Source organism: Psychrosphaera sp. 1_MG-2023 (assembly GCF_030548245.1).
Classification (GTDB): Bacteria; Pseudomonadota; Gammaproteobacteria; order Enterobacterales; family Alteromonadaceae; genus Psychrosphaera; species Psychrosphaera algicola.
Genome location: NZ_JAUORW010000001.1, coordinates 279,704 through 298,968, shown reverse-complemented (window position 1 = coordinate 298,968; position 19,265 = coordinate 279,704). Strand labels below are relative to the sequence as shown.

General features: G+C 38.5%; 16 protein-coding genes. 6 read left to right on the top strand and 10 right to left on the bottom strand.

The annotated features are described in order from the left end of the window. Positions 1 to 48 precede the first annotated feature (48 nt). The 4 genes from Q4575_RS01135 to Q4575_RS01120 form a co-directional block, all read right to left on the bottom strand. Entirely contained in the window at positions 49 to 1,692 is a 1,644-nt protein-coding gene (locus Q4575_RS01135) for a SulP family inorganic anion transporter (protein WP_215962920.1), read from the bottom strand. A 347-nt stretch (positions 1,693 to 2,039) separates the two neighbouring features. After that, positions 2,040 to 3,929 (bottom strand): AMP-binding protein, encoded by a 1,890-nt coding sequence (locus Q4575_RS01130; protein ID WP_303521060.1) that lies wholly within the window; start codon positions 3,927 to 3,929, stop codon positions 2,040 to 2,042. A 72-nt stretch (positions 3,930 to 4,001) separates the two neighbouring features. Beyond that, complete coding sequence (locus Q4575_RS01125) at positions 4,002 to 5,375, bottom strand: SLC13 family permease (protein ID WP_303521059.1); 1,374 nt, start codon at positions 5,373 to 5,375, stop codon at positions 4,002 to 4,004. Further along, entirely contained in the window at positions 5,368 to 6,003 is a 636-nt protein-coding gene (locus tag Q4575_RS01120; protein ID WP_215962917.1) for a TetR/AcrR family transcriptional regulator, read from the bottom strand. Before Q4575_RS01120 ends, Q4575_RS01125 begins: the two co-directional genes overlap by 8 nt. A gap of 129 nt (positions 6,004 to 6,132) precedes the next feature. Here Q4575_RS01120 and Q4575_RS01115 point away from each other — a divergent pair, with 129 nt between their 5' ends. The 4 genes from Q4575_RS01115 to fur all read left to right on the top strand — a co-directional run bounded on the left by Q4575_RS01115 (position 6,133) and on the right by fur (position 11,565). Further along, a complete protein-coding gene (locus Q4575_RS01115) occupies positions 6,133 to 7,140 on the top strand; it encodes a cytochrome-c peroxidase (RefSeq protein WP_303521058.1) in 1,008 nt (335 codons plus the stop codon). 1 nt (position 7,141) lies between these two features. After that, positions 7,142 to 9,469, top strand: coding sequence for a response regulator (locus Q4575_RS01110; RefSeq protein WP_303521057.1), 2,328 nt, complete (start codon positions 7,142 to 7,144; stop codon positions 9,467 to 9,469). Between the two features lie 133 nt (positions 9,470 to 9,602). After that, the gene (rimO, locus tag Q4575_RS01105) at positions 9,603 to 11,021 is read left to right on the top strand and encodes a 30S ribosomal protein S12 methylthiotransferase RimO (RefSeq protein WP_215962914.1); all 1,419 of its coding nucleotides are present in this window, start codon (positions 9,603 to 9,605) and stop codon (positions 11,019 to 11,021) included. 103 nt (positions 11,022 to 11,124) lie between these two features. Beyond that, positions 11,125 to 11,565, top strand: a complete 441-nt coding sequence (gene fur / locus Q4575_RS01100) for a ferric iron uptake transcriptional regulator (protein ID WP_215962913.1) — start codon at positions 11,125 to 11,127, stop codon at positions 11,563 to 11,565. Positions 11,566 to 11,661: 96 nt separating this feature from the next. Here the strand turns inward: fur and Q4575_RS01095 are convergent, their stop codons facing one another. Further along, positions 11,662 to 12,825 (bottom strand): N(5)-(carboxyethyl)ornithine synthase, encoded by a 1,164-nt coding sequence (locus Q4575_RS01095; protein ID WP_303521056.1) that lies wholly within the window; start codon positions 12,823 to 12,825, stop codon positions 11,662 to 11,664. A gap of 391 nt (positions 12,826 to 13,216) precedes the next feature. After that, positions 13,217 to 13,846 carry an MBL fold metallo-hydrolase gene (locus Q4575_RS01090; RefSeq protein WP_303521055.1) on the bottom strand — a complete coding sequence of 210 codons (630 nt, stop codon included), beginning with the start codon at positions 13,844 to 13,846 and terminating at the stop codon, positions 13,217 to 13,219. 216 nt (positions 13,847 to 14,062) lie between these two features. Here Q4575_RS01090 and Q4575_RS01085 point away from each other — a divergent pair, with 216 nt between their 5' ends. Beyond that, complete coding sequence (locus tag Q4575_RS01085) at positions 14,063 to 14,920, top strand: MaoC/PaaZ C-terminal domain-containing protein (RefSeq protein WP_215962910.1); 858 nt, start codon at positions 14,063 to 14,065, stop codon at positions 14,918 to 14,920. A 124-nt stretch (positions 14,921 to 15,044) separates the two neighbouring features. On the opposite strand, the gene rplT is transcribed toward Q4575_RS01085, so the two are convergent. The 4 genes from rplT to thrS all read right to left on the bottom strand — a co-directional run bounded on the left by rplT (position 15,045) and on the right by thrS (position 18,264). Continuing rightward, complete coding sequence (rplT, locus tag Q4575_RS01080; protein WP_215962909.1) at positions 15,045 to 15,404, bottom strand: 50S ribosomal protein L20; 360 nt, start codon at positions 15,402 to 15,404, stop codon at positions 15,045 to 15,047. 16 nt (positions 15,405 to 15,420) lie between these two features. After that, positions 15,421 to 15,618: a 50S ribosomal protein L35 gene (gene rpmI, locus Q4575_RS01075; RefSeq protein ID WP_215962908.1), complete on the bottom strand. Its 198-nt coding sequence runs from the start codon at positions 15,616 to 15,618 to the stop codon at positions 15,421 to 15,423. 107 nt (positions 15,619 to 15,725) lie between these two features. Then, on the bottom strand, positions 15,726 to 16,286 hold the full coding sequence (gene infC / locus Q4575_RS01070) for a translation initiation factor IF-3 (RefSeq protein WP_215962907.1): 561 nt from the start codon (positions 16,284 to 16,286) through the stop codon (positions 15,726 to 15,728). A 67-nt stretch (positions 16,287 to 16,353) separates the two neighbouring features. Continuing rightward, the gene (thrS, locus tag Q4575_RS01065) at positions 16,354 to 18,264 is read right to left on the bottom strand and encodes a threonine--tRNA ligase (protein ID WP_215962906.1); all 1,911 of its coding nucleotides are present in this window, start codon (positions 18,262 to 18,264) and stop codon (positions 16,354 to 16,356) included. Between the two features lie 240 nt (positions 18,265 to 18,504). On the opposite strand from thrS, the gene Q4575_RS01060 reads away from it, so the two are divergent. Then, on the top strand, positions 18,505 to 19,248 hold the full coding sequence (locus Q4575_RS01060) for a pteridine reductase (protein ID WP_303521054.1): 744 nt from the start codon (positions 18,505 to 18,507) through the stop codon (positions 19,246 to 19,248). Positions 19,249 to 19,265: the final 17 nt, after the last annotated feature.

The window sequence follows — 19,265 nt, the reverse complement described above, 5'->3', positions numbered from 1 at the left end:
TAAAAAGGACGGTAAGCCGTCCTTTTTTTATGTCTGACGCTAAAAAACTTATTTTATGTACTCAAGTGCCCTATTCAACGAGATTTCTCTACTTTCGCAAAGCGCATCTTGTTTTATTAAATCCATTATCTTAAATTTTTCTAATTGTTGTCTCGTATTTACATCGTCACACAATAACAAAATTTCACAGTTGGCATCTACCGCATCCTTAATAGCGTTCTCTAACGCTAAACCAACGGTTACATCTATCATAGGTACGTCTGTTAAATCTAAGATCATGACTTGATAGTCTGAAATACTTGCATGCTGTTTTGAAATCGCTTTAGAGACACTAAAAATCATTGGCCCAGAGAGATAAAAAAACAATACCTTGCCGTTCGCTTGTTCTAACAGTTCCCGTTCACGGTTTGTCAGAGGCACGTCATTATCGTCGGCGTCGCTAATTGCTTTAATTTTACGAGCTTGTTCTTTACTTAATTTTTCAATAACAATGATATTTGAAATAAATACCCCTAAACCGACTGCAGCAATTAGATCTACAAAAACCGTAAGGAGCATAACGCCATACATAATAAACATGCCTTGTTTACTAACTTTATGGGCTCGTTGAATAAAACTCCAATCTAAAATATTTAACCCAACATAAACCGCAATGCCAGCGAGAACGGCCATCGGAATGGGTTCGGTTAATCCGCCAGCAACTAAAACGACCAAAGCTAGGGTTCCAGCACGTATAATGCCTGATAACGGAGAACGAGCGCCAACTTGAATATTGGTGACAGTTCCCATTGTAGCGCCTGCACCAGGCAGTGCGCCAAATAAGCCTGAGATCATATTTGCTAAGCCCTGACCCCGTAATTCTTTGTCTGAGTCATGTTCTTTACGAGTTAATGAATCTCCGATTACCGCTGTTAGTAGAGTATCAATGCAACCTAAAGTACCTAAAACTAACGCATCAATAACCATAATTGTTAACATTTCAGCATTAAAATGAGGTATGACGATAGAAGGTAGCCCTGATGGTATTTCGCCAATCCTACGTACACTATCGGTGTCGAAGATGATGACTGATACGAGTGTGACAAAGATCAATGCAACGAGTTGTGCAGGTACAAATTTTCGATATTTTTTAGGAAAATAGAACAATACCCCTAATGTGATCAGACCTAGAAAAACTTCACTTAGTTTTAAATTGCTTAAAAGTTCTGGCAGTGCACTTAATGTTCCTATGACACCACCGGCAGGTGCAGGATGGCCAACGAGCGGAGATAACTGCAAAATAATGAGAATAATACCGATCCCAGACATAAAGCCTGATATGACACTGTATGGCATTAACGTGACATATTTTCCGAGTTTTAAAGTCCCCAGTAAAATTTGAAATGCCCCGGCCATCATGACAACAGTAAATGACATTGCTATTCCAGTTTCAGGATATTTAGCCATCATCGTTGTAAGTACTGCGGTCATGATGACTGTCATTGGTCCGGTCGGTTCAGATATTAAAGTGGTAGAACCGCCAAACAGTGCGGCAAATAAACCAACTAAAATAGCCCCCCACAAACCAGCTTCTGCACCAGCGCCCGAGGCAACACCAAACGCAAGTGCTAGCGGTAAAGAAATAACGGCGGTGGTTACACCGCCAAAAACATCACCTTTTAGATCTATATGTTTAAAACGACTCTCTGACATAAAGGGATCTCCGATAGAAATATGTGCTTAGCTTACAATTTTATCAAAAATCATTTTTAAAGGCTGTGATATAAAATAACTTCCTTATACATATTATTTCTATGACCTTTAGGATTGGCTTTACTATCTTCAGTGGCAGTATTTTCAGGCGATTGCGACTTATGTAAGTATTACCAAAGCGAAAGATTAAATACCCTGCTGTTCAACACTTGTTAACAGAGGGTAAACAAATATTTGAAAACCGAAACATTAAAATTTGGCAGTAGTAACAGCGTCGCGGTTTGTTAATGGATAAAAAAATCCTTTAAAAACCGCGAGTGAATGGCTGTTACCGATATTATTTTTGGTTAAATTGGTAATCGTTGAGAAAATATACTCTTTAACTCTGAAATAACAGAAACATCATCGATAGTAGATGGTATTTGAATGTCTTCACCATCAATCATTTGCTTCATTAATTTTCTCAGGACTTTACCTGAACGTGTTTTTGGTAAACGTTTTGCAACAGCCACTTCTTTTAACGATGCAATTGCGCCAATTTGTTCCCTTATTAATGACTTAATTTCCTTATCGTATATATTTAGGTATTCAATCCCATTTTTTAAGACAACCAATGCATAAGGTACTTGCCCCTTAATATCACAATGTATTCCCATTACAGCGCACTCTGCTATAGCAGTATGGCCTGAAATAACATCTTCCATTTCACCGGTAGACAGTCTATGACCTGCAACATTTATTACGTCATCAGTTCTGCCCATAACAAATAAATAGCCGTTTTCATCGACATATCCCCCATCACCAGTCACATAATACCCATCAAAGCTATTTAGATAACCGGCTTTAAACCTGTCATTGTTTTTCCAGATAGTCGGTAAACACCCAGGTGGTAATGGTAATTTAATCGCAATGGTACCCATTTTTCCGGCTTCGCATTGATGGCCGTCTTGATTAAGGATCTCGACTTGAAACCCTGGGATTGGTAAACCAGCGGAGCCAAGCTTTTCTTCGAGTTGTTCTAAACCTACAGGTATGCCAGCGATAGGCCATCCGGTTTCAGTTTGCCACCAATGATCGATAACGGGCTTATGGGTAGCTTCTTTTAACCATAGATAAGTGGAGGGGTCTAGCCGTTCCCCTGCTAAATAGAGGCGTTTAAGATTTGAAAGATCATATTCTTTTAAAAGACTCGCTTTAGGGTCTTCTTTTCGAATCGCTCTAAATGCGGTTGGCGCAGTAAACAAAATATTTACTTTATGTTCAGCACACACGCGCCAGAAAGCGCCGGCATCCGGTGTTTTTATGGGTTTACCTTCATACAATAACGTAGTGCAACCAGACATAAGCGGGCCATATAAAATATACGAATGCCCGACAACCCAGCCAACATCTGATGCGGCCCAAAACACATCACCCTGTGAAGCACCGTAGACGGTTTTCATACTGTATTTCATTGCAATGGCGTGGCCACCATTATCCCGCACAACACCTTTGGGCTTGCCTGTGGTACCAGACGTATACAAAATATAAAGCGGATCGGTAGCCTTAACAGGAACGGGAGGATGTAAAGGTGCAAGTTGCTCTTCGTCCATCCAGTTTATATCAATTTCTTGGTCTAATTTGGCAAATAGTTGAGAACGTTGGTAAACAATACAAGCATTTGGTTTAGTCTGGGGATCCGAACTGGCGATGGCTTTGTCTACAATAGGTTTGTATGGAATGACTTTGTCTATTTCGATACCGCAACTCGCAGTAACAATGACTTTTGGTTCCGCATCATCAATTCTAATGGCCAGTTCATGTGCTGCAAATCCACCAAATACAACAGAGTGAATAGCACCGAGGCGGGCAGTTGCCAACATTGCGATTAAAGCTTCAGGGATCATAGGCATATAGATTAATACACGATCGCCTTTTTGCACATTTTGAGCCGCCAATACACTAGCAAATTTTGATACACGCTCTAGTAATTCATTGTAGGTTATCGTCAATTTGGTATTAGTTACTGGCGAGTCGTAAATGATTGCCGCATTATCGCCAAGACCGAGTTTTACTTGGCAATCCAGTGCGAGGTAAGACGTATTTAGTTCACCACCATCAAACCACCGATAAAAGCCATTGCTGTCTTTACTTAAAATCGAATCTGGATTTTTAAACCATTCGATAGTTTTAGACTCTTCAGCCCAAAAGCCTTCAGGGTCATGTTTAGCAGCTTGATAGGATGTAAAATAGGTCATGTTTATTCTCCAGACTAGTTTTATCACTACTAACCTAGAGAATAAACACACATTAAGGTATTAGACCTTAGGCTATAAAATCAAATAACAGAGTGCAGAAATAACAAAAGCGCCCATTATATTAAGCGGGACACCTTGTTTTGCCATATCTTTTACAGTGACTTGCCCTGTTGCAAATACGACAGAATTTGGCGCAGTCGCAACAGGTAAACAAAATGCAAAGCTGCATGAAATAACTGCTGGGATCATTATGTATTCGATAGGGATCCCTTTTTCGAAAGCGACACTTGCTAGTATTGGCATAAATAACGTCGCGGTAGCAGTATTAGAAGTGACCTCTGTTAAAAAAGATAAAGTTAAACAAAGGACAATCATTACTAAAAATATTTGCATTTCTAATGCGCTAGAAAGCGAATTACCGATAAGCTCGCTCAGGCCAGATGCACTAAATCCTTTTGCTAAACAAATACCACCACTGAACAGTATTAACATGTCCCATGGGATAGTTTTAGCCGTCTCCCAAGTGAGTATTGGCCTGTCATTATCGCCTTTAACAATGGCCATTATGATCGCCCCAAACATAGCAATGGTAACATCGCCAACACCTTCTATTCCGCTCCAAGCTGTCCAACCGCCAAACGGTGTTTTTCTGAAAACCCAGAGGCAAACAACAACAGAAAAAATTGCTAAAGCCCTTTTTTCAGCCAAACGCCACTGTCCCATTTGGGGCAACTCAATTTTGTGGTCGAGTTTAATTTTGTGTGTTAACCACAATGCCACTAGTGGGATCATTACAACGACAATGGGTACACCAATTGCCATCCAATCAACAAAGTTAAATTCCATACCGGCATATTGTTCATAAACAGATGCAAAAATAACATTTGGTGGTGTACCAATTAGTGTCCCTACTCCTCCAATAGAAGCTGAGTAAGCTAACCCAAGTAGCAGTGCTACCGAAAATACTTTATTAGAACTGCCAGCACATACCGCTGCGGCAACTGGCATTAATGCCAATACAGTCGCTGTATTAGACATCCACATAGATAAAAAAGCACTGGCACACATAAATGCAAAAACAATACGAAATGCACTAGTACCACCGATAACGTTAATAATTTTAAATGCGATCCGCTTATGCACCTGCGAGCTTTCTAAACCCTTTGCGAGTAAAAATGCACCAAGTAATAAAATAATGACGTGATTGCCAAACGACGACGAAGCTTGTTTATAATCAATAATGTTAAAGGTAGGCAATACAACAAAAGGTAATAGAGAAGTAAATGGGATGGGTACACATTCAAATATCCACCAAGTGCCAACCCACACTGTTAATGCAATGGTAATCGCAATGTCCTGTGATAACCCTAAATAAAAACATATGACACCAGTAAATACAGCGACGATAGGTGCTATCCAGGTAAGGCTTTGTTTAGGGTCAAACATTTAAATTTCCTTGACGTATAAAACCGGCCGAAATATAAGGCACCATTCGATCTAAGATGTCATCAAGGTAAAGCTCTGTATTAAAATCGGCTTTTACAATATCTGTCAGCGCATCAGATGCCGACAAAGTGAATGATGTTGTGCCTAACGCAAAATGTAAATGCCAAAATAATTCTTCTTCAGACAATTGTGGGCAACTTTGATGAAATGCCTGACGGATGAATCGTAACTCGGTTTGATATTTGTGGGTAATAAAGCCTCGCAAATGGCCTTGTGAATCAATATAACCGCGACCAAGTAACTTAAGAAAGTAGACAGTTCCACCATCATTAATTGAATTTAAGGTTAATAATGGTTGTTTAAAAATGGAAAATATCGCGCTTATACTTGGTTCTTCTTTTTTGTTTTGAAGTTGTTTTAGATTTGCAATAATGTCTGGCATCAATTGAGATAGATACCTATCGATAACTTCAATGGTTAACGCTTTTTTTGAACCAAAATGATAGTTAACCGATGCCAAATTTACATTTGCTCGATTCGTTATTTGTCGCATGGATGTTTCTGCATATCCGTGAGTAGCAAACAAATATTCTGCCGCATTTAAAATTTTAATTTTGGTTGAATTCATGGAGTAATACTTTTGTTTTAAACAGGCGTTTAGAATAGAACGAAATATGAATTCTATCAAAATTAAGTTGTTATGTTATTTATCTACTAAACTTTTACTAAGCGTTTAAATAGAAATGGAATTAACCGAATGGACAAAAAATATTACGTAGCATTAATTTGTGCTGTTTTAGTGTGTTTAATTGTCCCGGTATTAAAATTATTTGACGGTGAACATTTGAAACTTAAAGAGGAATTTACGCAGACCCGATATAATTTTCAGAAAGTTTACGGTGCAATACAGCCTATTCCGACCATCATTGAAATTAATAAAGAATGGGTAAGTTTAGGTAAAGCCGTATTTCATAGTCCGTTGTTATCTAAAGACAATACGGTTTCATGTGCATCCTGTCACCTAATTGATTATGGTGGTGATGATGGTTTTCCAGTATCGACGGGCATAAAAAATCGAAAAGGTTCTAGAAATTCACCCACCGTATTGAACGCCGTATTTAACTTTAAGCAATTTTGGGATGGTCGTGCAAACACGTTAGAGGAGCAAATGCTTGGCCCTATTCACAACCCTATAGAGATGGGCACTACCTGGCCAGAAATTATTACAAAGCTTAAAAATGATGCGTATTTTGCAAGTCAATTCTCAGAGTTGTTTAAAGACGGTATTACGCAACAAAATATAACTCAGGTGATCGCCACATTCGAAGAGTCGTTAATTACCCCAGGTTCAGCAATTGATCGGTTTATTTTGGGTGATAGCAACGCATTAACGATACAGCAACAAAGAGGTTTACACCTGTTTAAATCTTACGGCTGCACAACGTGTCATCAAGGTATTAATATAGGTGGCAACATTTTTCAAAAATTTGGGCGTTTGCAACACGTTCCACTTGGGCTTAAAACTGACCCTGGACGTTATGCTATTACCAATGACCCTAATGACAATCATGTTTTTAAAGTACCTTCTCTGCGGAATGTTGCTGAAACAGCGCCCTATTTTCACAATGGTGAAATCGCAACATTAGATGAAGCCGTAAAGATAATGGCAAGATCACAGTTAGGACGAGAGTTAACATCGACAGAAATTGAAGACATTGTCGCATTACTTTATTCGTTTAGTGGGCCTCGGGTAGAGGTTGATTAATATGAGTATATTTAAATATCTACCTGAAGCTCTTTGTTTGTGTTTACTGGCATATTTTGCAAACAATGGAAGTCAAGCATATCTAGATAGTCAACATTTAAATGTGAATTTGGAAAAGTTAAAAACATTAGAAATGTTATTACCAAAACATCAAATTCAATTATTGAACGTCAATTTTAGTGACCAGGTCCACTATGATAGATTTGCCCAGTTAGATTCGCAAATTGAACAAGCTGCCAAAGACTTAGAAAATAAGACTCAACTGCAAACGCTCATTCGAAATTATTCATCAGGTACATCTAAATACATTCAATTAGTCACAATGTTTAAAACGTCACTACGACTAATTAGTGGTTATGAAACTAGTGCATTTGTGGTTACAAACAGCGTGATACAGCAGGGAAAAATAGATGTTTTTAACTTTCTAAATAACCCAACGAGCCGACTGCAACAAGCAATAATGACACGATTAAATTCATTTGATTCAACACAGTTGACGCTATCAGAATTGAACCATTGGAATTTATTTAGACTGCATAGTCTATTTGTTTTGGAAAATTACCAACAGTCAGCAACGCAACGGCAACACTTAATAAACCTTCCTATTATTAGTAACGTTAACAAAGCTGTAGAAACCGAATATTTTAATATTACACGGTCACAACGAACGTTGATTACTGCAACTTCAGCCAGTATTTTGTGCCTATTGCTATTGCTTATAATCGTGTTAAAACGTCAACAGATGAAATTAAGGCAGACGTCCGAATCATTAGAACATGCCGTAGAAATCAAGAGCCAGTTTCTCGCCAATATGTCCCATGAAATACGAACACCTATGACTGGGATTATTGGACTCATTGAGTTAACACTTAAAACAACGTTGACGCCTCAGCAACGCGCCTACTTAGAGAAAATCGACTTTTCTGCAAATGCCCTACTCACTATCATTAACGACATTTTAGACTTTTCTAAAATAGAATCTGGCCAGCTCAGTATCGAAAACATTACTTTTGATCATATAAAACTGTTTGACAGTCTTAACATTATGTTAGGTCGTGTTGCCGAGGATAAAGCAATAGAACTTATTTTTGATATTTCGCCAGATGTACCAAAAACCATTACCGGAGACCCAGTTAGAGTTAACCAAATTTTACTTAATTTGATGAGCAATGCAGTGAAATTTACTGAACATGGACACGTCATATTGCACGTTAATTTGGCTCAATACGATGATAAAGACTGGATCTGTTACCAAATAGAAGATACGGGTATCGGTCTATCCACTGAACAACAACTGAGGCTATTTAAACGATTTTCTCAAGCAGACCATTCAACGACTAGAAAATATGGCGGCACTGGTCTTGGATTAGCAATCGCAAAATTATTGGTTGAGTTAATGGGAGGTCGAATTTGGGTAGAAAGCGAATTGGGTTCGGGTTCGAAATTTAATGTAGCGTTACCGCTTATCGAATTAAAATCAAAAATTGAACCCGATAGCTTACCCGGCTTACAAATGTTACTTATTGAAGATTATGAAGTGACTCAAATTGTTATAAGCAAAATGGCCAATCATTTTAAAGTTGACGTTGATATCGCCACAACAATTTCAGAAGCCTTAACTTTAGTAGAAAAGAATCATTATGACCTTGCGCTAGTAGATTGGAATTTAAAAGGAGAATCTGGTCTCGACTTTATTGTCGCAATGGAAAACCATGCAAATCGACCTGATTTATTGGTCATATGTAGTGCATACAGTAAAGAGTACATAGAAAACCACGCAAACGTAGCATTTACCGGCCTTTTTCTGCCTAAGCCCGTAACAATGGAAAGTTTGTATCAGATATTAAAAATAGCAAAAGAAAAAAACCATAGCGAATTAGACTTTATTGGAAAATCTAACCAGTTAGTCAAGGAAGTACCTAACAATCAAACGACGGTATCTAAATTAATTCAAAAAATATTGCTAGTTGAAGATAATAAAATAAATCAAATTGTTGCAATGAATCTTCTACAAAGCCTTGGTTTAACAGTTGATTTAGCAGAAAACGGCAAAGAAGCGTTAGAGGCGATAGAAAAATATGCCTACCGAGTGGTATTGATGGATGTTCAAATGCCTGTAATGGACGGGATAGAAACAACCAAAGTATTAAGACAAACGTACGAATTTGATGAACTAATCATTGTTGCATTAACAGCAAATGTCACCGAAGAAGAAGTCATTTATTATCAGAAAATTGGTATGAACGCGCATTTAGGAAAGCCCTACGAACTTGATAAAATACAAATTTTGTTAAGTAAATATTACCAATTATACGATGACGTTGAGTAATATTTAGGGTTACTTATCTTTGTTAAATTTAAACGTTTCTAAGGGTTCTGTAAGTACCTTTTGAGTTTAAAATCCTGTATTATACGCAACGCAATTCATACTTCGAATATAGAACCACAAAATAAGGCCCAATATGACCGTAAACAAATTTGACCCGACACAAACTACGACTTTAGAGACACCCAAAAAAGTCTTAGAACAACAGTCAAATAGCGCCAAAGAAGGTCAGCAAATAAACCTTGGTGCAGCTCGAATTGGTTTTATAAGCTTAGGTTGCCCTAAAAACTTGGTTGACTCAGAACGCATTCTGACTCAATTACGTACAGAAGGTTACGAAGTTGTTAATACATACAATGATTCAGATTTAGTCATCGTTAATACCTGCGGATTTATCGATGACGCAGTACAGGAATCTCTCGATACAATTGGAGAAGCACTTAAAGAAAATGGCCGTGTTATCGTTACAGGTTGTTTAGGTGTTAAAAGTGATGAAATTCGAGAAATACATCCAAATGTGCTTGCCGTAACAGGCCCACATGCCTATGAAGAAGTGTTAAATCAAGTTCATGAGCATTTACCAAAACCTGAACATAACCCTTTTGAAAACTTAATCCCAGATCATGGCGTTAAACTTACGCCTAAACATTTCGCCTATTTAAAAATATCGGAAGGCTGCAATCACAAATGTACCTTCTGTATTATCCCCTCTATGCGTGGTGATCTAGTTAGTCGCCCAATTGGTGAAGTTTTATCTGAAGCGGAGCGGTTAAAAGCAGCGGGTGTAAAAGAACTCTTAGTTATCTCGCAAGATACAAGCGCCTATGGTGTTGATGTCAAATATAAAATGGATTTTTGGAACGGCATGCCAGTAAAAACTGACATGAAAACGTTATGTGAAAAGTTAGGTGAATTAGGGTTATGGGTTCGCTTGCACTATGTTTACCCATATCCATCAGTTGATAAAGTCATTCCGTTGATGACGGAAGGTAAATTATTGCCATACTTAGATATTCCTTTTCAACATGCGTCTCCTAAAATATTAAAAGCAATGAAACGTCCGGGACAAGCAGAACGAGTTCTTGAACGCATCAAAAAGTGGCGTGAAATTTGTCCTGAAATTGTTATCCGCTCAACGTTTATTGTGGGTTTCCCGGGTGAAACCGAAGAAGATTTCCAATTGTTGTTGGATTGGTTAGAAGACGCTCAACTCGACCGTGTAGGTTGTTTTAAATACAGCGAAGTTGAAGGTGCGGTCGCAAACGATTTAGCCGACCATGTGAGCGAAGATGTAAAAGAAGAACGCTATGCGCGTTTCATGGAGAAACAACAATTAATAAGTACAAATAAACTGAAAGCTCGCATTGGCAGCACGATGAAAGTGCTTGTCGATGAAGTTGATGAAGAAGGCGCAATTGGACGTACAACTGCAGACGCTCCTGAAATTGATGGTATGGTTTATCTCAATGGCGTATTTAATGTTGAAGCGGGTGATATGATTGATGTTCAGATTGAACACAGTGACGAATATGATCTTTGGGGAACACCAGTATAACGCGCTTTGTTGGGACTTTATAATCCCCCACTAAATACTGGGTTTAATTATATTTTTTGTATGCCTATAATCATACACAAACTAAAATAAGAAAAAGTGACTAATGAGTGAAAACGACATTCAACTAAAAAAGGCGGGACTTAAGGTCACGTCGCCACGACTTAAGGTCCTTGAGATCTTAAAGTCTATTCCTGATGAACATATCAGTGCAGAAGACTTGTACAAATTAATGTTAGATCAAGACGAAGAGATTGGTCTAGCAACAATTTACCGAGTGTTAAATCAATTTGACGACGCAGGTATCGTTACTCGCCATCATTTTGAAGGTGGTAAGTCCGTATTTGAACTCAGCGATAAACATCATCACGATCATCTTGTTTGTTTAAAATGCGGCAAGGTCATCGAATTTGAAGACGACGTAATTGAAGAGCGTCAATTGATGGTTTCTAAACGCTACAATGTGAAGTTGACTCACCACAGTTTATATCTATACGGCGAATGTAACGATACAGAAGCATGTGAAGACTATAAAAATAACAACTAACGTTCATTTTTAGTGTTTAATATTAAAAAGTAGCAATTAGCTGCTTTTTTTGTATCTCATGTTTTAACGTCTATTAAATTTCTATCGCGTTAAAGGCTAAACATTCATTTCGCCTTCTCCTACTAAAGAATGTGGGTAGTCTTGTACTCTTTTTTGGAACGTAAAAATCGCTGAATTATTTATCTTACCGTTATCTATGTTAATGGCACGCTTAATCGTATCGTTTTTAAACCAACTGTCCCGCCCTTTTAACATGACTGGTATGTAAACAATTAGTGCTGCGGAGATTGAACGAGTTGCACTTTCCCAAAGATAACTCGGTGTATGATCAACTGCGTAATAGTCTGTTTGGTTATACCTAAACATCGGGTTTTTAAAAGTGGTCGGTTTGGCAAAAAAGAAGCCCATGCCTTCATCACAACTCACGTCAATGATTAGACTATTGTGCTTCAGACATTCTTGTTCTGATTCAATTACAAAGTTGGTCGGCTTTAGGGTATTTTGAAAAGTGCCATTTACAATTATATCCGCTTCGCTTATCAATTCAGATAGTGGTCTAGAGGTACCGTCATGTTCAAAAACCATCATTCTGTCTTCGCCTTCTTTGCCATTTTTGACTCGGACATAATTACAATCTAAGACTTCTTCTCGAACTTCATCCTCAACTCGTTGAATACAGATAGTAATGTCTCTAAATCCATGGGCTTTTAAAGCATAAATAGCGCCGCGACTAACTGCACCAAAACCAAAGATAATAGTCTTCCGTTGGTTACCATAATGACCATCTATGCCTTTGAGTTGTAAAGCATGGATCACGGCGCAATAACCTGCCATTTCATTATTTTTATAAAATGTATGTCGCCCTATCTGTCCAGTTGCCGACCAAACAAACATATCTTCAAAAGCAATTATTGTTAGTTTTCTATCAATGGACGCCTGCGTAATATCTTGCTGTTGCACACAATGTGCATAACCCCATAAAGTACCGCCTTCTTTTAGCTCAAGTAAATCTTCAAGAACGGGTTTAGCGATAATAACCGTCCCTATCTCTTTTAGAATTTCAGAACGTGTTGCTATACCACCTGTCATTGCCGCTATTTCTTCATTACTCATTCCAAATTCAACCCCATAACCTGTTTCAAATACTAACTGGCGGCGAAAAGATTCGGGTATTCTTGGTAAGTGTTCAGGATGGATAGGGAAACGTTTTTCATCTTGTTTTTTAGAAGTTCCAATGACTCCTACAATTAAGTTATTCAATTTGTCTTTCCTTTTATTAAATATTTAATAGGTGAGACGTCTGATAACGATATTTAGTGTGCCGCAATTATTATTTGGGTATTACGTATAAATATTTTAAGTAACGATTTAAAAATGATTTAAGGAAAGAGTATTAGAGCAGCGTACGAACATTAGTTGTAGAAATGAACAGCTGTATTTTGCTTTGATCAAGACGTGTCAAATAACCTATCGAGATGTGACACAAGATATAACTATAACACGTATCCGAAGGCAGAATTTACCTGCTTTTGAGGTTTATAATTTGAATGTATAAAAGTGCGATAAAACAGCCACCTAAGTTAACCAATGCGTAGCTCTAACTTAGGGGCAGACAAAAAATTTAACGCATGAAAAACGTCACTGGTTTTTGTTATCTAATATAAGGGTTTGTTTGTCTTTCATGACCAATTGTTGAAATATCACCGTGTCCTGAGATAAATTGATAATCATCTGGAAGCGTCATTAAACTTGAATGTATTGAGTCAATTAATGTTTGATGATCACCTCTTGGAAAGTCGGTTCTTCCCATACTGCCTTTAAATAATACATCTCCAACCCATGCTAATTTGTTCTCGTGATTTATAAAAACGACATGACCAGGTGTATGGCCTGGACAATGTTTTACATCAAAGGTTAAGTTCCCGACAGTTACTGTGTCATCGTGTTCTAACCAGCGTGTAGGAACAAAAGGTTTTGCCTCTGGAAACTGAAACATACGAGATTGGTCACTTAAACGGTCTATCCAAAATATGTCTTCTTGTTGAGGGCCTTCAATAGGCAGATCAAATTTATCTGCGAGATCTTTGGTGCCGCCGGCATGGTCAATGTGGGCATGAGTAATTAGGATCTTTTCAAGCGTTACGCCCAGAGCGTCTATTCGATCGACTAAACGTTCTACTTCGCCACCAGGATCGACAATTGCCGCTCTATTTGTTTCACTGCAAATAATAATGCTGCAATTTTGTTGGAACGGCGTTACTGGAATAATTTCGACTTTCATTTAAACAAACCTAGTTGGGACTTAATTTAGTTGGAAAACCATTTAAAAGAATGGGCAATGGAATTTATTGAATTCTACCTGAACCAGCAGTTAAAAACAGCCTAGAGTTGGATCTGGACGAACTAAAATTTAATAGAAATAACACTGGTAAGGTGAATTCAAATTGAATACATTGATAGCTATAAACTGGTTTCAACTGACATTAAGAGTGTTGTTATGTCTAAGCTTCAAAAAGAATTTTCGATTGCCAAAATAATTTATAAAGCAATGTCTAGGAAAAAAGACCCGACGGAAGATTTCCGGCCATTTAGTATTCGCGTCAATAATTTTTATTGTCGACGGGCTCAGTTAGAAAAATTCACTAAAGGTTTCGCTCATCCAAATGAGCTTCCGAGTTTTGCATTTGTTGCAACGTTCAAATTAGTTTTGCAATGTTTAGCGCAATCAAATATCACCTCAAATTTGATGGGGCTCATCCATTTAAATTCAGACTTTAATATTGCTACTCCGCATAATTGGTTATTGCCGACTGATATAGAAGTGTCAATTAAAGATGTCACTAAAGATGAAAAAGGCCTTAATTATTTGGTCGTGACTAAGTTATTTCAAAACGGTGAAATAACGATCATCAATTCCAATAGAATGTTAGACAAAGATCCATCTTATCGCCCTAGCCGCTCTGCACCAGAAAAAAAGCAAACTAAGTCACTTAGCAAAACCTTGGCGTCGACGGTATTGTCAATAAAAACAGCCTGGTATTATGCGTGGATGTCGAAGGATTTTAACCCTATCCATCTTCACCCTGCGTTAGCTAAACAGTTTGGGCTAAAACGTGCGTTAATTCACGGTATGTTCAATTTGCACTTTAGTTTAAAACACATCTTAAAAAGTCGAACCGAAAAAGTATCTTCAATAAAAGTGCAGTTTAATCGCCCGTGCTTTTTGCCAAATCAGATATTTTTGAAAAATTATACGGATACCAATGAATATGGCCTATTTGGTAAAGATCAGACGGAACGTTTTTTAAAAATAGAAATAGAAGATTTAGTTACCCAACAAACCGAGTCAAAATAGCTTAACTATTTAAGTACGAGCACGTGCATGTACTTTTTTCGATGTATGTTGTCGTCGCAGTTACTCAAATTCGGGCATAAAAAAAGGAAGCATAAGCTTCCTTTTTTCTACAAACTGTTTGCTATTATGCCGCTAAAGCTTCGTTCGCTTTAACAACTAATGCTGCAAATGTAGCTTGGTCGTGCACTGCTATGTCAGCTAGGATCTTACGGTCAACTTCAATAGACGCCTTTTTCAAGCCGTTCATGAATTTGCTATAAGATAAACCGTTTTGACGCGCTGCAGCGTTAATACGAGCAATCCACAATTGGCGGAAAACACGTTTTTTCTGACGACGGTCGCGGTAAGCGTATTGACCAGCTTTAGTTACTGCTTGGAACGCTACACGATAAACACGTGAACGTGCGCCGTAATAACCTTTAGCTGCCTTTAGTACTTTTTTGTGACTCTTGCGAGCTTGTACACCACGTTTTACTCTTGCCATTTTTCAGTCTCCTCTCTTAAGCGCCAGCTAACATACGATCGATTAACGGTTTATCAACCGCTGAAACCATAAGTTTGCTACGTAGATGACGTTTACGCTTAGAGCTCTTTTTAGTCAAAATGTGACGTAAGTGAGACTGTTTACGTTTGTAACCGCCAGAAGCAGTTTTTTTGAAGCGTTTAGCCGCTCCACTGTGAGTTTTCATTTTAGGCATAGCCTGAACTCCGCATTGTTAAGTTTAATAATAGTAATAAGGCGAGACGACTAATAAATTAATCGAGCTACTTTTTAAAGGCCCTAATTACTTGCTATGTTAACGACCTAGTTGGTCTTAACAGGCGCGAGTACCATGATCATCTGTCGTCCTTCAGCTCTTGAAGGAAAAGATTCAACATTGGTTATTTCTTCTAAATCTTTTTTCACGCGATTTAAAAGTGCAATACCGATATCTTGATGAGCCATCTCTCGACCACGGAAGCGGATCGTGACTTTCGCCTTGTCCCCAGCTTCAATGAAGCGACGCAGGTTGCGTAGTTTTACCTGGTAGTCGCCTTCGTCAGTCCCAGGACGGAATTTGATTTCCTTAACCTGGATCTGTTTTTGCTTTTTGCGCTGCTCTTTCTGAGCTTTGCTCTTTTCATATAAAAATTTGCCGTAGTCCATTACCTTACAAACAGGTGGCTCTGCATTTGGGCTAATTTCAACCAAATCCATTCCAGCTTCAGTCGCTGTACCTAACGCTTCACTAATAGTAACTACACCTAGTGGCTCGCCTTCAACCCCGACTAATCTTACTTCTTGAGCAGTGATCTCATCGTTTAACCTGTTTGCCGCGACCTTTTGGCCTCGTTTGTTTTGCGCTCTAATGGCAAAATCCTCCACGAAATTAATATAAAAGAACGAAGCTATTTCTCATTTTTAAGCTCCGTTCATCAAATTTTAGAACCGATTATTTATGATTGCTAATCGTTTCTTTAATTAAGCCGACAAAATCGACTAAATCAATCGAACCTAAGTCTTCACCTTTTCGAGTACGAACGGCAACTTGACCAGATTCTTTTTCCTTCTCGCCCACAACTAACATATAAGGAATACGTTTTAATGTGTGCTCGCGGATTTTAAAGCCTATCTTCTCATTTCTCAAGTCCGAAATGACTCTAATTCCATTTAGTTTCAATTTTTCGGTGATTTCTTGCACATATTCGGCTTGTGAGTCGGTAATATTCATTACGACGACTTGTTTTGGTGCTAACCAAGTTGGCAACAAGCCTGCATATTCTTCAATTAAAATTCCAATAAAGCGCTCAAGAGAACCCAAAATCGCTCTGTGGATCATAACTGGCGTTCGTCTTTCGTTGTCTTCTGCAACATAAGTTGCACCTAAACGACCAGGCATTGAGAAATCAACTTGGATTGTGCCACATTGCCAAGCACGACCTAAACAGTCATGTAAGGTAAATTCAATTTTAGGACCGTAAAACGCGCCTTCTCCTGGTTGGAAATCAAAATCCAGTTCATTTACTTTCAAAGCGTCTTCTAACGCTTTTTCTGCTTTGTCCCAGCTTTCATCTGTACCAACACGTTGTTCAGGTCGTGTTGACAGTTTGATACTAATATTTTCAAAACCAAATGTTTTGTAAGTATCAAAAACCATTTCGATACAGCTGCTGACTTCTTTTTGAATTTGCTCTTCAGTACAGAATATATGCGCGTCATCTTGGGTAAATCCACGTACACGCATTAATCCGTGTAAAGCACCTGACGGTTCATTACGGTGACAACAGCCAAACTCAGCCATACGCAGTGGTAAATCACGGTAAGATTTAAGCCCTTGGTTAAATATTTGTACGTGACCTGGACAGTTCATTGGTTTAATCGCGTATTCACGGTGTTCAGAACTTGTTGTGAACATGTTTTCAGCGTATTTGTCCCAGTGACCTGATTTTTCCCACAACGAACGGTCCATCATTAATGGGCCCTTAACTTCGTCGTAGTTGTATTCAACTAGTTTGTTGCGAATGAACTTTTCCAATTCAGTATAAATCGCGTAACCGTCATTATGCCAAAATACCATTCCTGGCGCTTCTTCTTGCCAATGGAATAGATCGAGGGCTTTACCAATTTTACGATGGTCTCGTTTTTCAGCTTCTTCAAGACGTTTTAAATACGCTTTAAGTTGCTTTTTGTCGCCCCATGCTGTGCCGTATACACGTTGCAACATTTTGTTGTCAGAATTACCACGCCAATAAGCACCGGCAACTTTCATTAATTTAAAGTGCTGACAAAACTTCATATTAGGAACGTGAGGACCACGACACATATCAACATATTCTTCGTGATGGTATAAACCAGGACGATCGTCACGTTCTATATTTTGATCTAAAATTTCAAGCTTGTAAGGTTCACCACGCGCTTCAAACGTATCACGCGCTTCTTGCCACGATACTGTTTTCTTAACAACATCGTAGTTGGTCTTAGCAAGTTGCAACATGCGTTTTTCAAGCGCATCAATGTCTTCCTGAGTTAACGATTTTTCTAAATCTAGGTCGTAGTAGAAACCATTTTCGATGGTTGGACCTATGGCCATTTTAACATCTGGGAACATTTGCTTAATCGCGTGCCCTAAAAGGTGAGCACATGAGTGACGAATAATTTCGAGTCCATCATCATCGCGTGCGGTGATAATTTGTAAATTAGCGTCAGCTTCTATTAAGTCACAAGCATCGATGCGAACACCGTCTATAGCACCCGCTATTGTTGCTTTAGCTAATCCAGGACCGATGTCATTGGCAACATCCATTACTGAAACGGCATTTTCGAAGACACGTTGGCTTCCATCAGGGAGAGTAATTACAGGCATGAAATTTCCTTAGTACAGTGGCGGCGCATACGAAACGTCGCATATACAATAAAATGTGTTTTAATTTGAAAGCGCAAGAACAGATACTACCTATTCAAAGCTGCGCCTAAGAACGACGAATGGTATTTTATCTAGTGCAAATTCGCAAGGGTTAGCCGTATGATATTGGCTAGTTTTTCCGTACTATTGGTACCACTAAGACAAAATCGCTAAAATTAACAACGAAAGGCTTTTTAATCTATGACATTTCCTGTTGCTTTAATCACCGGCGCGGCTAAACGTATTGGTAAAACGACCGCGTGTCATCTCCACAACGCCGGTTATAATGTGATCATTCACTGTCATAAGTCGGTAAAAGATGCTGAGAAACTTGTTGAACAGTTAAATCAAAAACGCAGTAATTCAGCACACTTACTCATCGCTGATCTATTGGAACTAAACCAACTCGATATCATTGCACAACAAGCTGTTAATTATTACGGCCGACTAGACCTACTTATTAATAATGCCAGTACGTTTTATCCAACTGATGTCGAAAACGCCAGTTTCGAACAGTGGGACGATTTAATGACAACTAATTTAAAGGCCCCATTCTTCTTGATTAAGTCGCTTCAACAGCAATTAGAAACGAATAAAGGTTGTGTAATCAATATGGTAGATATCCATGCTGACAGGCCCCTTTTAGGCTACCCAATTTATTGCATGGCAAAAGCCGGTTTAGCGATGTTAACAAAGTCGCTTTCTCGTGAATTAGCACCTAATATTAGAGTGAATGGCATCGCACCGGGTGCAATATTGTGGCACGAAAATGAACTTGCTGAAGAAGATAAGGTCACAGTATTAAATGAAATAGCACTCAACCGACTTGGAAGTCCCGATGATATTGCAGAAGCAATATTGTATTTAGCTAGAGCACATTATGTAACAGGACAAATTTTGGCCGTAGACGGAGGGAGAAGTGTCAATGGAGGCGCCAAAGCATAACTAAATAGAGGTGAACT